The organism is Corynebacterium halotolerans YIM 70093 = DSM 44683 (assembly GCF_000341345.1).
Classification (GTDB): domain Bacteria; phylum Actinomycetota; class Actinomycetes; order Mycobacteriales; family Mycobacteriaceae; genus Corynebacterium; species Corynebacterium halotolerans.
Genome location: NC_020302.1, coordinates 256,971 through 272,220 on the forward strand (window position 1 = coordinate 256,971; position 15,250 = coordinate 272,220).

Sequence of the window (15,250 nt, forward strand, 5' to 3'; positions counted from 1 at the left end):
TTGTCGTGTTGTGATCTGCCACTCATGTTAAGAGGGGTGAGTGTGCATAACAATGGTTTTCATCCTCGATTGTTGCACCGCACCTGTGCATTGGTGCACAATCGGGCGCATGGTTCCGAAGATTGAGACCGCGCATCTTGAGGGGCTCATTACCTTCCTGTCGGTCGCCCGGCTCGGTCGGTATACGGCGGCTGCGAAAAGTCTGGGCGTCAACCATTCCACGGTGTCCCGCCGCGTCGCGGATCTGGAGAAGGCGCTTGGCGGGAAAGTGCTGGCTCGCGGCCCTCACGGATGGGAATTGACTGAGCTGGGAAGCCGGGCGATGGCTGCGGCCGAGCAGGCTGAGCGGTCCCTGCAGGAGCTGTCCTCGCTCACGCATGGCGGTGACGATCTTCGTCTGAACGGGATTGTGCGGATAGCGGCGCCGGATGCCTTCACCTTCTTTGTGGCGATTCCGGCACTGGCAGATTTGCAGATCCGGGAACCCGGGCTCGGGATTGAGGTGATCACTGCCACCCAACAGGTCCGGCAGCGGCGTTCCGGGGTGGATATTGAGGTTGTCATCGGCGAGCCTACGGTGAATAAGGCGGTCACCCACAAGGTGCTGTCCTATCGTCTGTGTCTCTACGCCACGAAGGAGTACCTCGAGCGGATGGGGACCCCGACGACTATCGCGGATCTCGCGGATCACCGGATCAACTACTACATTGAGACGGCTCTCCAGGTTGATGAGCTGGACCTGGGTGCACGAAGAATCCCGGCCTACCGGGAGGGGATCAGTTCCACGAGCGTCTTCGCTCATGTCGCATCCACCCTGGCCGGGGCCGGGATTGGGCTATTGCCGGATTATGTCGCGACTGACCCGCGACTCATCCGGATCCTGCCCGACGAGTATCTGCATGAGGTCTCCTACTGGGCGGTGATTCGTGAGGAGAACATTCGCAATGCTTCAGTACGGGCCTGTCTCAAGGCGATGGTCGAGGAATCTCAGGCGGAGAAGTTCCGCCTCCGAAGCGTCGCCGGAATGCGTCCCGCCGAAGGAGGGTGATCAGGCGTTGATGGCGTTGCGCTGGCGATCGTCCTCGTCGACGGCTTCCAGTGAAATGCCGCGGGTCTCCTTGAGTACCAGTGCGGCGACGAAACTGACTCCTGCGGCGAGGGCGATGTAAATGGCGACCGGAACCCAGGAGCCGAATTGGCTCAGCAAGGCAGTCGCGATGATGGGGGCGAGGGAGCCTGCTGCGATGGAGGTGACCTGGTAGCCGAAGGAAACGCCCGCGTAGCGCATCCGGGTCGGGAACATCTCCGCCATGATGGCGGGCTGGCCTGCGTACATGAAGGCATGCACGCTCAGGCCCAGGCAGATCGCGAGGAGGACGACGAGTGGCTCTGCAGTGTTGAACATGGGGAAGGCGATGAACGCCCAGCCGATGGTCAGGAGGGGGCCCAGGAGGGCGACTGGGCGCCGACCGATCCTGTCGTTGAGATGGCCGATAACGGGCATCACGATGAAGTGCAGGGCATGGGCGAGCAGAATCAGCCCCAGAATGCTGCTGGTATCCATCTCCACCCACACCGACAGGTAGGTGATGGAGAAGGTGACCACCATGTAGTACAGCACGTTCTCCCCGAACTTCACGCCCATGGCGGTGAGGATTCCACGGGGGTACTTCTTGAGCACCTCGAAGACTCCGTAGGGGACCTCTTCCACCGCGTTCTCGATCTGATTCCGGGTTTCCTGGAAGATCGGCGCATCCTGGATCTTGGTGCGGATGTAGTAGCCGATCGCGACAATCACGATGGACAGCCAGAAGCCGATGCGCCAACCCCAGTTGAGGAACTGCTCGTCGGTGAGTGTGGCCGAGAGGATGAGCAGGACGATCGTCGCCAGGAGGTTGCCCAGTGGAAGGGCCGCCTGGGGCCAGCTGGACCAGAACCCGCGGCTCTTGGCCGGGGAGTGCTCAGCCACGAGCAGAACCGCGCCGCCCCATTCACCGCCGACCGCGATGCCCTGGACGAAGCGCAGGCCGACCAGCAGGGCGGGCGCCAGATAGCCTGCTGAGTCGAAGGTCGGGAGGCAGCCCATGAGGAATGTGGACGCCCCCACCATGACGATCGCGACCTGGAGCAGGTGCTTTCGCCCGAAGCGGTCACCGAAGTGGGCGAAGATGATGCCGCCAAGGGGGCGGGCCATGAAACCTACTGCGTAAGTTCCGAATGCGGCGATGATTCCGCTGAAGGGGTCGTCGCTCTGGGGAAAGAAGATTTTATTGAAGACCAGCGTCGCGGCGGTCGCGTAGAGGAAGAACTCATACCATTCGACGACGGTGCCGGCCATCGAGGCTGCTACGACACGACGCAGGCCGCGGGTGCCATTCGAATGTTCGGTGGCTTGCGACGTGCTTGTGGGGGGTGCCAGTTGGGATGACATGGTGCACCTTCCTGGAGACAGAAGCGGGGAAGTGGTGTGAACCACATTCTGCAGCTTAAATGTGCTCCAGGTAACAAAACTGCTACGCGACTTCCGCACTGCCGCTGTGCGTTTTCACACGTTGCGCCAGAGCGTGATTGTCGATCCGTAGGGTGGGGCAAAGGCAACGCTGACAGCCATCGGCCAGGGACGCACCACCGCCCGGCTCAACCCCGCCGGATCGTTGCCGTTACTGCCAGCGAAGAAGCACGCGGTCGCCGAGCTGCACTGGCGGGGCCTGTAGGGGCTACGGGGAACTGTTCCTCCGCGCCTCCGCATCTCTGCGCCTTACGCTGGTCCGGGAACTACCGGACCCGTCCCGCTCAATACCGCACCGGATCCAGGCCGTCCCCGTCGGCCACATGCGTCTGCGCACCGGGGACGATGTCGGTGTTGTGCCCCGTCACCGCCAACCAGCTTCCGTCGTCCTGACGGGAGCACACGAACGTGAACACCCCGCGGCGTGCACCGGCGCGGGCGCCTGACGCGACGGCCTCCGGCAACCGCTGTCCGGTCATCGCCCACCGTGCCTGGACCACCGCGTGCTCGTCGGTGAGCATCCGCGTGCGCACCCGTTCCAGCGCCATCACGGTGTCGGGGAACATGTCCCGGAATCCGATGGCGTGGTTGTGCCGGATCTGCCGGTGCCCGTGCCACCAGAACCCGACGACGTTGACGAAGTCGGCGTCCCGGGTGAAACACCCGGTCAGCGCATCAGCGTCGGCGGCATTCCAGGCGGCGACGAAACTCTCCGCCACCGCCGGCGGGCCCTGACTCACCAGATGGCCACGCGCTTGTCCGGTTCGAGCCACATGGGCGAATCCGTGTCAATCTCCGGGAAGGCCTCGTAGAACTCGGCGACGTTCGCGGCGATGACGTTGCAGCGGAACTCGGCGGGGGAGTGCGGGTCGATCGCCAGGTACTGGGCGGCCATCTCCGGCCGGATGGCGGTGCGCCACACCCGCGCCCAGGCCAGGAAGAGTCGCTGCAGGCCGTTGAACTCGCGGCCGGCCAGGTCGGGGTCCGCGTCCTCGGCCTCGAAGGGCAGCACCGGGGAGGTCTCGAAGGTCAGACCGCGATCGGCCAGGTATTTGCGGTAGGCCACCACCGCGATGCCGAGGCCGCCCAGGTCACCGATGTTCTCGCCCAGGGTGAACTCGCCGTTGACGCCGGTGGTCTCGATGTCGGTCTCCTTGAGCACGGAGGGCACCAGGCCGGTGAACTGCTCGACGAGCTTATCGGTCAGCTCGGTGAAGGCGCGGCGGTCCTCGTCGGTCCACCAGGAGTTCAGGTTGCCCTTGCCGTCGTACTGGGAGCCCTGATCGTCGAAGCCGTGGCCGATCTCGTGGCCGATGACCGCGCCGATGGCGCCGAAGTTCTCGGCGGCGTCGGCGTCCGGGCTGTAGAAGGGTGCGCGCAGGATGGCGGCGGGGAAGGTGATGTCGTTGACCACCGGGTTGTAGAACGCGTTGACGGTCTGCGGGGTGGTCACCCACTCGTCGCGGTCGGCGGGGTGCCCGATCTTGTTCAGCTCGTAGTCGTGGAGGAACTCGGCTCCGGCGCGCACGTTGGCGATCAGGTCGGCGCCGGCGGCGGAGAACTCCAGGCCCTCATAGGAGCGCCAGGTGTCGGGGTAGCCGATCTTCGGGCGGAACTGCTCCAGTTTCTCCAGGGCACGCTGCTTGGTCTCCCCGGTCATCCACGGCAGCGAGGTGATGCGCTCGCGGTAGGCGGCGACCAGGTAGTCGACCAGCTCCAGCATGTCCTCCTTGGAGGAGGCGGGGAAGTGGCGCTCGACGAAGATCCTGCCGATCTCCTGGCCGACGAGCGTCTCGGCCAGGCCGACGCCGCGCTTCCAACGGTCGCGCTGCTGCGTGGCACCGGACAGGCGGGTGCCGTAGAACTCGAAGTTCTTCTCCCCGATCTCCTCGGGCAGGACCCCGGCGCGGGAGCGCAGGATGTGCCAGGTGCCCCACAGCTGCCAATCGGCGAGCCGGTCGCCGGTGAGCAGTCCGGCGAGGTGGTCGGCGTAGCTGGGCATCATCGACACGATCCGCTGCTCGGGCACGCCGGAGGCGCGCAACATCGTCTGGATGATGGCGGGCAGCTCGCCGAAGTCGGTCGGATTGTAGGTCTTCACGGCGTCGCGGGTGGACACGACGTCCCAGTGGCCGGCGGCGATCTCGGTCTCCAGTCCGACGATGCGATCCGCGGCGATCTCCGGGGTCAGGCCGAACAGGCGGGCCGGGTCGAGGAATTCGAGCATCTCGCGCACGTGGACGCGGTAGGCGGCGAGGACCTCGGCGTGGGCCTCCTCGCGGTAGTAGGCCTCGTCCGGCAGGCCCAGGCCCGACTGCACCAGGTAGGCGATGGCCTCCTCACTGGAGGAGTCCTTCTCCACCCAGAAGGTCAGCGGTGCGCCCACCCCGCTACGCTCCAGGCGGCCGAGGTTGGCGGCGAACTCCTCGACGCCCGCGGCGGTGAGCAGCTCAAGGTCGGGGTCGAGCGGGGCCAGCCCGGCGGCGTTGACGCCGTCGACGTCCATGAAGGAGTCGAAGAGCACGCCGGGGCGACCGGCGTCCTCCTCGACGATGCGGTGGACGTCGAGCTCGGCGTCGTCACGCAGGCGGTGGAAGGTGCCGTCGACGCCGCGGTCCTCGGGGATGACGTGGGTCTTCAGCCAGGGGCCGTTGACATACTGGTACAGGTCGTTCATGCGCCCCACTCTAGGGGAACCGACAACGGTTAGGCTGGGGTTCATGCCGACGTACCGACTCCAACCGGTTCGGGCGGGACGGTACTGGTGGGCGGTCTTCGGGGTCACCGCCATCGTGCTGTTGCTGCCCGCGATCATCAACCTCGCCGTGCCGGACCGGACCTCCGCCACCGACGAGGTCCGCCTGGGTACCCTGGGCTACGACTGGGAGGTGCCCGTCCCCGACCCTCAGGGGGAGGGGGAGGTGCTGACCTGCGCCAAATCCACCGGTTCCATCAGCGGTCACGCGTGGGACTGCGACGGGGTGCTGCTGCAGTCGATCATCGCGGAGGGCGGCACCGAACCGGATCGGACGCTGCGTCGCATGGTGCGCGCCCTAGACCTGTTCCCGCCCGCCGAGAACGCCCCGATCCTCCGGGAGGGCGACGCCCGCATGCTCATCGACCCCGAGTGGGGCACCATCGGACTCTCCCTGGAGGGTGACGACGAGCGCGAGGATCTGACCATGGTGGCGGTGATCTCGGGCCGTGGCCCGCAGACCGCCCCGCTCGCCGACGCCGTGTGGCGGGCCTACACCGGCAGTCCGCTGCCCGGGATTGTCCGGGAGGAAATCCGCATGCGGGAGAACCCGATGACGCCCTGGGGATCGACCGGGGCGTTCAACCTGGAGGGAATCGACGTATGAGCCGACTGTTCCGCTGGACCCTGCTGGCGCTGATGATCGTGGGGTTGCCCTCCATGCTCTACTTCACCGCCTCGAACTTCCTGGTCTCCGGGGTCGCCGCCTCGCTGGGACTGCTGTTCGCGGTGCTCTACGTGGCGCTGGTTCTCATCCTGCTGCGCCTGTCGCCGATGTGGCCGCGCGCCGGCGTCCTGTGGGTGGCCGCCTGCCTGGTCTGGGGAGGTGGGGCCAGCTTCCTGCTGGTCATGGTCTCGGGCCTGCCGTTGATGACCCTGATGGACAAGCTCGGCTGGGAGACCGTCGCCATGTCCTTCGGCGGCGCGTGGCCGGAGGAGATCTCCAAGGCCCTGGGCGTGGCCGTCATCCTGCTGAGCTTCCGGCAGCTCAACCGCCCCTGGCACGGCCTGGTCACCGGCGCGGTGGTGGGCCTGGGTTTCGAGACCGTCGAGAACCACCTTTACGGTTCCATCGGCGCCATGCTCGACCCGAACTCCGACCTCAGCGGCACGCTCAGCATCTGGCTGGCCCGGATTCTCATGGGCCCCGCCCTGCACATCGTCTTCACCGCCCTGGCCGGCTGGGGGCTGGGGCTGGCGATCTTCACGGCCCGCAGGTCCGTGTCCTGGCGCTTCGGCGTCGGCCTTGCCTGGTTGACGGTCGCCTTCGCGCTGCACTTCGCGTGGAACCTCATGTTCGAGGACAATTTCTGGCTCATCGCCCACTACGTCATCGTCGCCGTGGTGATGTACCCGCTGTTCATCGTCGTCTGGCTCCGCGCCCACCGTGCCTGCCGCGCCGACCGGACCTACGCGTTCACGCCGCGGCCCGTGACGTCCGTGGCGCAGCTGCCTGCCGGGGTTGTCACGCCGGCGGGGCTGGAACCGGGCGGAAAAGCAGGCTCCCCGCAGCTTTCCGGGACCCGTCGGCTGGAACGCGAGACGGTCCGGCCGGGCGGGCGGCTACCGGACCGCCTGGATGGGCAGCGCGAGCAGGGCCACGCCCCAGAGGGCCAGGACTACACCGCCCCCGACGATCACGGCCGTCGCATCGAGTGAGTCCCACACCGCCTCGTTCCCACGTCGGGCCTGTAACCCGGGGGCGGCCGGGGCCGTGATGTACCAGGGCCAGTGCCGGGGAACCCGGGTCGAAAGGTACCGGGCCACTCGATCAGACCTGTCCGCCTCCTTGCTGCGGCAGGCCACCTGTGTTTTCCGTCCAGTGTGCGCGGGGAGCGGCTCCAGGGCCGGAACTGGTCTGCGGTAGGGCGGACGTCAAAGTCGGCGGGGGCTGATTCCGGTCCTGGTGTCCGCCCTTCGGCTACCCCGGTCACCCCCCGGCCTGTCGCGCGACAGGTGAAATAAATCACATCTCAAACCTGTTCACCATTAGGTTTTCCGAATTGCGGTCAGCGTCCTCTTGCGCGACGACCCCTTCCCGCTGTTTTCTGTAGATCGACAGACAGAAAATAGTGAGGTGGAACGACCATGAACCGAGAGGGGCTCTACAACCCGGCCCATGAGCACGACGCCTGCGGCGTCGGTTTCGTCGCCGACCTGCACGGACGTCCCAGCCGTGCGATCGTCGACAAGGGCCTGCAGGTGCTCATCAACATCGACCACCGCGGGGCCGCCGGGGCCGAGCGCAACACCGGCGACGGTACGGGCATCCTGCTGCAGATCCCGGACCGCTTCTACCGCGACGACATGGCCCGGCAGGGCGTGACCCTGCCCGCCGCAGGCGCCTACGCCACCGGCATCGCCTTCCTCCCGCGGGCGCGCATGGCCATGCTGGACGCGAAGCGCGAGATCGAGGCCATCGCCGTCGAGGAGGGCGCGACCGTGCTCGGCTGGCGCGAGGTCCCCGTCGACCCGGGCGAACTGGGCACGATGGCCCACGACGCCATGCCGTCCTTCGCCCAGCTCTTTCTGTCCGCGGGGGACAGGCGCGGCATCGACCTGGACCGGGTGATGTTCCGCATCCGCAAGCGCTGCACCCGCGAACTGGGCACGAAGAACGGCGAGGAGACCGTCTACTTCCCCTCGCTGTCGGCGCGCACGATCGTCTACAAGGGCATGCTGACCACCCCGCAGCTGGCGCAGTTCTACGCCGACCTGCGCGACCCGCGCCTGGAGTCCGCGATCGCCCTGGTGCACTCGCGCTTCTCCACCAACACCTTCCCCAGCTGGCCGTTGGCGCACCCGTACCGGTTCGTCGCCCACAACGGCGAGATCAACACCGTCAAGGGCAACGAGAACTGGATGCGTGCCCGCGAATCGCTCATCGACTCACCTCTGCTCGGGGACCTCGACCGCGTCCTGCCGGTCTGCACGCCGGGTGCCTCCGACACCGCGCGCTTCGACGAGGCCCTCGAGCTGCTCCACCTCGGCGGCTACTCCCTGCCCCACGCGATGGCGATGATGATCCCGCAGGCCTGGGAGCACAACCCCACCATCGACCCCGCCCTGCGCGACTTCCACGAGTACCACTCCTGCCTCATGGAGCCCTGGGACGGTCCCGCCGCGGTCGCGTTCACCGACGGCACGCTCGTCGGCGCCGTCCTCGACCGCAACGGCCTGCGCCCGGGCCGCATCTGGATCACTGACGACGGCCTGGTCGTCATGGCCTCCGAGGCGGGCGTGCTCGACATCGACCCCGCGCGCGTCGTCAAGCGCACCCGCCTGCAGCCGGGGAAGATGTTCCTGCTCGACACGGAGGCCGGCCGCATCGTCCCCGACGGGGAGATCAAGCGCCAGCTCGCCGACGCCCGCCCCTACCGCGAGTGGATCCGGCACAACTTCGTCCCGCTCGCCGGGCTGCCGCAGACCCGCTACGAGTACATGCCCCATGACCGGGCGGTGCTGCGCCAGCGCGTCTTCGGCGTCACGGAGGAGGACGTCGACCTGATCATCCGCCCCATGGCGCTCGACGCCGCCGAGGCGATCGGTTCCATGGGCTCCGACACCCCCATCGCGGCACTGTCCCAGCGCCCCCGGATGCTCTACGACTTCTTCGCCCAGCGTTTCGCCCAGGTGACCAACCCGCCGCTGGACAGCATCCGCGAAAAGCCGGTGACCAGCATGCACACCCTGCTCGGCGCGCAGTCCGACGTGCTCAACCCCGGTCCCGAGGCTGCCCGCCGCATCCGCCTCGACTCCCCCGTGATCGACAACCACCAGCTGGCCACCCTCGCCCACGCCGACGACCACGGCGAGTGGCCCGCCTTCCACACCGCGGTCATCTCCGGGCTGTACCCGGTCGCCCACCACGGCGCGGGCCTGCGCGAGGCGATCGAACGCGTGCGTCGCGAGGTGTCCGAGGCGATCGCCGCCGGCGCGAGCATCATCGTGCTCTCCGACCGCGAGTCCGACGAACGCCACGCCCCGATCCCGTCGCTGCTGCTGACCTCCGCGGTCCACCAGCACCTCGTGGCCGGGCGCACCCGGACCCGCTGCTCGCTGGTCATCGAGTCCGGCGACGCCCGCGAGGTCCACCACCTGGCCATGCTCATCGGCTTCGGCGCCGACGCGATCAACCCCTACATGGCCTTCGAGACCATCGATGAGCTGCGCATGGCCGGCCAGCTCGGCGAGCTCACCCTGGATGAGGCCTGCACCAACTACGTCACCGCCGCCACCTCCGGCGTGCTCAAGGTGATGTCCAAGATGGGCATCGCGACCGTCGCCAGTTACCGTGGTGCACAGCTGGCCGACGTCACCGGGCTGCACTCCGACCTGCTCGACGAGTACTTCGGCGCCGTGCCGTCCCCGGTCGGCGGCATCGGCCTCGAGGAGCTGGCCGCGGACGTGGAGGCCCGTCACCGCGGCGCCTTCCTGCCGCGTCCGGAGGAACTCGCCCACCGCGAGCTCGAGCTGGGCGGGGAGTACAAGTGGCGCCGCGAGGGCGAGTACCACCTGTTCAACCCGGAGACGATCTTCAAGCTCCAGCACGCCACGAAGACCGGGCGGTACGCGATCTTCAAGGACTACACCGCGGCCGTCGACCGGCAGTCGCAGCGCCTGGCCACCCTCCGGGGGATGATGGAGTTCGCCCCCGACCGCCCACCCGTACCGGTGGAGGAGGTCGAGCCGGTCGCGGACATCGTGCAGCGCTTCTCGACGGGCGCGATGTCTTACGGTTCCATCTCCGCCGAGGCGCACGAAACCCTCGCGATCGCCATGAACCGCCTGCACGCCATGTCCAACTCCGGGGAGGGCGGCGAGGACCCGGCCCGCTTCGAACCGGAGCCGGACGGCGACTGGAAGCGCTCGGCCATCAAGCAGGTCGCCTCCGGACGCTTCGGCGTGACCAGCCACTACCTGACCAACTGCACCGACATCCAGATCAAGATGGCCCAGGGGGCCAAGCCCGGCGAGGGCGGCCAGCTGCCACCGAACAAGGTCTACCCGTGGATCGCCGAGGTGCGCGTCACCACCCCGGGCGTCGGGCTGATCTCCCCGCCGCCCCACCACGACATCTACTCCATCGAGGACCTCGCCCAGCTGATCTTCGACCTGAAGAACGCCAACCCGGACGCGCGGATCCACGTCAAGCTCGTCTCCGAGCAGGGCGTGGGCACCGTCGCCGCGGGAGTGTCCAAGGCGCACGCCGACGTCGTGCTGATCTCCGGCCACGACGGCGGCACCGGCGCCTCGCCGCTGACCTCGCTGAAGCACGCGGGCGGACCCTGGGAGCTCGGGCTCGCGGAGACCCAGCAGACCCTGCTGCTCAACGGCCTGCGCGACCGCATCCGGGTCCAGTGCGACGGGCAGCTCAAGACCGGCCGCGACGTCGTCGTCGCCACCCTGCTCGGCGCCGAGGAATTCGGCTTCGCGACGGCCCCGCTGGTCGTCGAGGGCTGCGTCATGATGCGGGTGTGCCACCTCGACACCTGCCCCGTCGGCGTGGCCACGCAGAACCCCGATCTGCGGGCCAAGTTCACGGGCAGGGCCGAGCACGTGGTCAACTTCTTCCGGTTCCTGGCGCAGGAGGTCCGCGAGTACCTGGCCCAGCTGGGCTTCCGCTCCATCGACGAGGCGGTCGGCCAGGCCCAGGTGCTGCGACAGAGCCGCGATGCGGAGTTCACCGCGGCGAACCCGCGCGCCGCGGCGCTGGATCTCGCGCCGGTCTTCCACGTCCCGCGCTCGCGCTTCCGCAACCAGAACCCGCGGCGCACCCGCGCCCAGGAGCACGGGCTGGCCGGGGTGCTGGATGAACGCATCATCCGCGACACCCAGCTGACCATCGACGCCGCCGCGGCCGCCGTCAGCGAGAACGCGCCGGCCTGGATGTCGTCGGGCCCGGCCCCGACGATCGCGATGAGCTACCCCATCCGCAACGTCGACCGCAGCGTCGGCACCATGGCCGGCTCGCGCGTCACCCGCGCCGCCGGCCGCGACGGCCTGCCCGACGGCACCGTCACGCTGACCTTCACCGGCTCGGCGGGCAACTCCTTCGGCGCGTTCGTCCCCCGCGGCATGACGCTCGACCTGGTCGGCGACGCCAACGACTTCATCGGCAAGGGACTGTCCGGCGGCCGCCTCATCGTCCGACCGCACGCCGCCGCCCCGGGGCAGATCGACGCCGGTGAGCCCGACATCATCGCGGGCAACGTCATCGGCTTCGGCGCCACCGCCGGCGAGATCTTCATCGCCGGGTCCGTCGGGGAGCGTTTCTGCGTCCGCAACTCGGGCGCGACGGCCGTCGTCGAGGGCATCGGCAACCACGGCTGCGAGTACATGACCGGCGGGCGCGTGGTCGTCCTCGGCGAGGTCGGCGACAACTTCGGCGCCGGCATGTCGGGCGGCATCGCCTACCTCGCGCCGCAGCCCGGCCTGGAGCGGAAGATCAACCCGGAGCTCGTCGACGTCGAGACGCCCACCGCGGCGGACGTCGAGTTCCTCGAGGGCGTGATCGACGAACACATCCGAGTCACCGGCTCGACCACCCCGTGGCAGGCCCGCGACCTGGTCAAGGTCATGCCGCGCGACTACCGGAAGGTACTGACCATCATCTCGACGGCCGGCGCGGAAGGCCGCGACGTCGACACCGCGATCATGGAGGCAGTGAACTGACATGGCCGACCCCCACGGATTCCAGAAATTCCACCGCGAAGAACCCGCCCACCGGCCCGTGCCGCTGCGCCTGCTCGACTGGCGGGAGGTCCACGAACCTGTTGCTGACGGACAGATCCGGCAGCAGGCCACCCGCTGCATGGACTGCGGCGTGCCCTTCTGCCACGAGGGCTGCCCGCTCGGCAACATCATCCCCGAGTGGAACGACCTCGTGCGCACCGGCCGCTGGCGGGAGGCCTTCGACCGCCTCCACGCCACCAACAACTTCCCCGAGTTCACCGGCCGCCTGTGCCCGGCGCCCTGCGAGGGCGCGTGCGTGCTCGGCATCAACGACGACGCCGTCGCAATCAAGGACATCGAACTCGAGATCGTCGAGCGGGGGTTCCGGGAAGGCTGGGTCGAACCCGTGCGGCCGTCGTTCGACACGGGACAGTCGGTGGCGGTCATCGGTTCCGGCCCCGCCGGCCTGGCCGCCGCCCAGCAGCTCACCCGCGCCGGGCACCGCGTCACCGTCCACGAACGCGACGACCGCCTCGGCGGGCTCATGCGTTACGGCGTGCCCGAGTACAAGATGGAGCACCGCTTCATCGACCGGCGGCTGGCGCAGCTGGCGGCGGAGGGCACGGTATTTGAGACCGGGGTCTCGCCGGATGCCGCCGACCTGGCGCTTTTCGACGCCGTCGTCCTCGCCACGGGCACGCCCGTCGCCCGCGACCTCGCCGTCGAGGGCCGCGACCTGGCCGGTGTCCACCAGGCGATGGAGTACCTGCCGCAGCAGAACCACGTCAACGAGGGCGACACGCGGAGCCCGGCCATCGACGCCCGGGGCAAGCGCGTCGTGATCATCGGCGGCGGCGACACCGGCACCGACTGCTTCGGCACGGCCCTGCGCCAGGGCGCGGCGAGCGTCACCCAGTTCGACATCCGCCCGCCGGCCCCTACCCGGCGCGCCGAATCCACCCCGTGGCCCACGTACCCGCTGATCCACCGCGTGGCCACCGCCCACGAGGAGGGCGAGTACGTGGTCACCGGCGACGAATCGGCCGAGGAGATCGAGGCCCTCGGTCTCGCGGTGCGCGGTACCGGGCAGCCCCTGGGCAACCGCGTCTTCACGGCCAACACCGTCTCCTTCCACGGGGAGGATGGCAGGGTCGGGCGGGTCCGCGCCAACGAGGTCGAGGTCGTCGACGGTAGGCGCGTGCCCGTGCCCGGCACCGACTTCGAGGTCGACGCCGACCTCGTGCTCATCGCCCTGGGCTTCACCGGCACCGAGCGCGGCGGCCTGGCCGAGGAGCTGGGGGTGGAGTTCGACGACCGTGGCCGCATGGTCCGCGACGGGCGGTACCGCGCGCGCCTCCGCCCGGTGGCCGGCGGGCCGGTGCCGCGGGTCTACGTCGCCGGCGACAACGGCCGCGGTCAGTCGCTCATCGTCTGGGCGATCGCCGAGGGACGGGCCGCCGCGGCGGCCGTCGACGCGGATCTCATGGGCGAGACGGCCCTGCCGGTCGCGGTGGAGCCGACGACCGTGGCGCTGAAGGCCTGAGGCCGGAGGCGCGGCGAAGCGGCCTGCAGCAGGGGCCTGTGGGGGACCGGCTGTGAGAACGACGGAAACCGCGTACGCTCCCGGTCCCGGCACCTCACCGTGGGAAGGAAACGGCGAGCGATCGGGGTGGTGTAGAGGGCGGACCCGCCGGGTGGCGTCCTCCGCTCACGCGGGGACGTCGAACAGTCCGGGATCGTCCGGGCCGTGGATCGGTGGTGATGGGGAACCCGGTGGTTCGGGCCCGGGTGGATCCGCGGTCCCGGCACCCGGCGGCGCGCCCGTCTCCGGCGGCGCTTCCTTCCGCCCGCGGATCTTGGCCCCCGCGGACCGGTTCTGGGCCACCGTGTCATTGAACCGGAGCTCGTCCGCCCCGGCCGCCCGGAATCCGGCCCTGCCGGTGGCGGGGTCCCGTTCCGAGTGTCCGAGGCCACCCGCCCCGTCGCGTTCGTCCCGGTTGAGGGCGTGGTGCGTGGGGCACAGGATGGTGAGGTTCTCGATGTCGGTGTTGCCGCCCATGGACCAGGGCACCAGGTGGTGGACATCGCATTCGTCGCCGTGGTTGTCGCAGCCCGGTCGGGTGCACACCAGCTCGGAGGCGAGCAGGGCGATGCGCTGGTAGAAGTTCGCCGTGCGCCGCGCCCGCCCGACGTCCAGGGATTGGCCCCTGTCGTCGTGGAGGACCACGAAGTCGGAGTCGGCGGCGCCGAGCCGCAGCAGGGCGAGGGGGTCGAGGAGATCCCCACCGGCGGTGGGGAAGCGGGAGTCGAGCGTCATGTTCTCGATGTCGTCGACGGTCATGGAGATCAGCACGGATCCCGCCCCCCGGACCTTCGGCTCCTTCGTGTTCAGGAAGGTCCGGCAGGCGTGGGCCAGCTGGTCCGCCCGCCGCTGGTCGATGGTGCGTTTGTCGTCCTCATCGTCCACGGAGGACGTCCCCGACCTCGGGTTGACCGCGGCACGGACGAGGGCGGCCATGTCTGCCGGCAGGTAGCCGTCGATCCGCACTCCGCCGTCGGCGTCGGGACGGGAGAGGCGCAGACGACGCTTGCGCAGCGCGGCGAAGGGGTCCTTCTTTCCGTCGGGCTGCGTGGCTGCCGCGTTGGCCCTGCGGACCTGCTCCCGGACCCAGGCCCGCAGGTCCTGCACGTCGCGGCGCTCGGCCTCGCTCAGTGACTGAGACAGCAGCTCCAGGCGACCTGGGACGGCGTGTTTCGACAGGTGGGTCAGCTCCCGCTCGATGATCCTGCGTTTCTCGGCCGAGGCGGACTTTCTCCGTGCCTCCTCCTGGGCGCGGCGCTCCCGCTCGCGACGTCGTTCGGCCTCGCGTCGGGCTTCCCCGTTGTCGGTCTCGTCCTCGCCGGGGTCGGGTGTGGGCTCCACCGGCGGGGCGTAGAGGTCCTCGGCCTGCCGCAGCCGCGAGAACGCCTCGCCCCGCGAGACCCCCAGTCCGTCGGTGAGGTAGTCCACGGTGCGCGTCGAACCCACCAGGCGCCCGGCCGAGTGGAGATCGGCGAGCCAGGCGAAGGAGGCGTCGACGGCGGCCTTGGTGGACATCGCCCGCTCAAGGCGCTCGAGGTCCCCGCGGATGGCGGCGAACGGCAAGGTGTCCGGCTCGGCCATCAGCTCAGCCAGTTCTCTCAGCGCCTTTTCGGCCTGATCGACCAGATCGCTTATCCTCTGCTCAAGCATTATTTCCACCCCCCGGTTTCGCTTGCATGTTCGAGGTTAGCTCAATGGCGCAACACATACAAGCCCCGAGGCGAACATA

Annotated in this window: 9 protein-coding genes; 5 read left to right on the forward strand and 4 right to left on the reverse strand. The window is 68.8% G+C overall.

What is annotated here, in order from left to right:
* Positions 1 to 109: 109 nt before the first annotated feature.
* Complete coding sequence (locus A605_RS01215; protein ID WP_015399683.1) at positions 110 to 1,048, forward strand: LysR family transcriptional regulator; 939 nt, start codon at positions 110 to 112, stop codon at positions 1,046 to 1,048.
* Here A605_RS01215 and A605_RS01220 read toward each other — a convergent pair whose 3' ends face one another.
* The 3 genes from A605_RS01220 to A605_RS01230 all read right to left on the reverse strand — a co-directional run bounded on the left by A605_RS01220 (position 1,049) and on the right by A605_RS01230 (position 5,186).
* Positions 1,049 to 2,431: an MFS transporter gene (locus A605_RS01220; protein ID WP_034990402.1), complete on the reverse strand. Its 1,383-nt coding sequence runs from the start codon at positions 2,429 to 2,431 to the stop codon at positions 1,049 to 1,051.
* 362 nt (positions 2,432 to 2,793) lie between these two features.
* Positions 2,794 to 3,228 carry an SgcJ/EcaC family oxidoreductase gene (locus A605_RS01225; protein WP_015399685.1) on the reverse strand — a complete coding sequence of 145 codons (435 nt, stop codon included), beginning with the start codon at positions 3,226 to 3,228 and terminating at the stop codon, positions 2,794 to 2,796.
* Between the two features lie 17 nt (positions 3,229 to 3,245).
* Entirely contained in the window at positions 3,246 to 5,186 is a 1,941-nt protein-coding gene (locus tag A605_RS01230; protein ID WP_015399686.1) for a M13 family metallopeptidase, read from the reverse strand.
* Between the two features lie 43 nt (positions 5,187 to 5,229).
* On the opposite strand from A605_RS01230, the gene A605_RS01235 reads away from it, so the two are divergent.
* The 4 genes from A605_RS01235 (at position 5,230) to A605_RS01250 (ending at position 13,482) form a co-directional block, all read left to right on the forward strand.
* Complete coding sequence (locus tag A605_RS01235) at positions 5,230 to 5,871, forward strand: hypothetical protein (protein ID WP_015399687.1); 642 nt, start codon at positions 5,230 to 5,232, stop codon at positions 5,869 to 5,871.
* Positions 5,868 to 6,923, forward strand: a complete 1,056-nt coding sequence (locus A605_RS01240; RefSeq protein WP_015399688.1) for a PrsW family intramembrane metalloprotease — start codon at positions 5,868 to 5,870, stop codon at positions 6,921 to 6,923. The genes A605_RS01235 and A605_RS01240 overlap by 4 nt, the downstream gene beginning before the upstream one ends.
* 429 nt (positions 6,924 to 7,352) lie before the next feature.
* The gene (gene gltB / locus A605_RS01245; RefSeq protein WP_015399689.1) at positions 7,353 to 11,939 is read left to right on the forward strand and encodes a glutamate synthase large subunit; all 4,587 of its coding nucleotides are present in this window, start codon (positions 7,353 to 7,355) and stop codon (positions 11,937 to 11,939) included.
* Between the two features lies 1 nt (position 11,940).
* Positions 11,941 to 13,482 (forward strand): glutamate synthase subunit beta, encoded by a 1,542-nt coding sequence (locus A605_RS01250; RefSeq protein ID WP_015399690.1) that lies wholly within the window; start codon positions 11,941 to 11,943, stop codon positions 13,480 to 13,482.
* A 165-nt stretch (positions 13,483 to 13,647) separates the two neighbouring features.
* Here the strand turns inward: A605_RS01250 and A605_RS01255 are convergent, their stop codons facing one another.
* Positions 13,648 to 15,171, reverse strand: coding sequence for an HNH endonuclease signature motif containing protein (locus A605_RS01255; protein ID WP_051625625.1), 1,524 nt, complete (start codon positions 15,169 to 15,171; stop codon positions 13,648 to 13,650).
* Between the last annotated feature and the right edge of the window lie 79 nt (positions 15,172 to 15,250).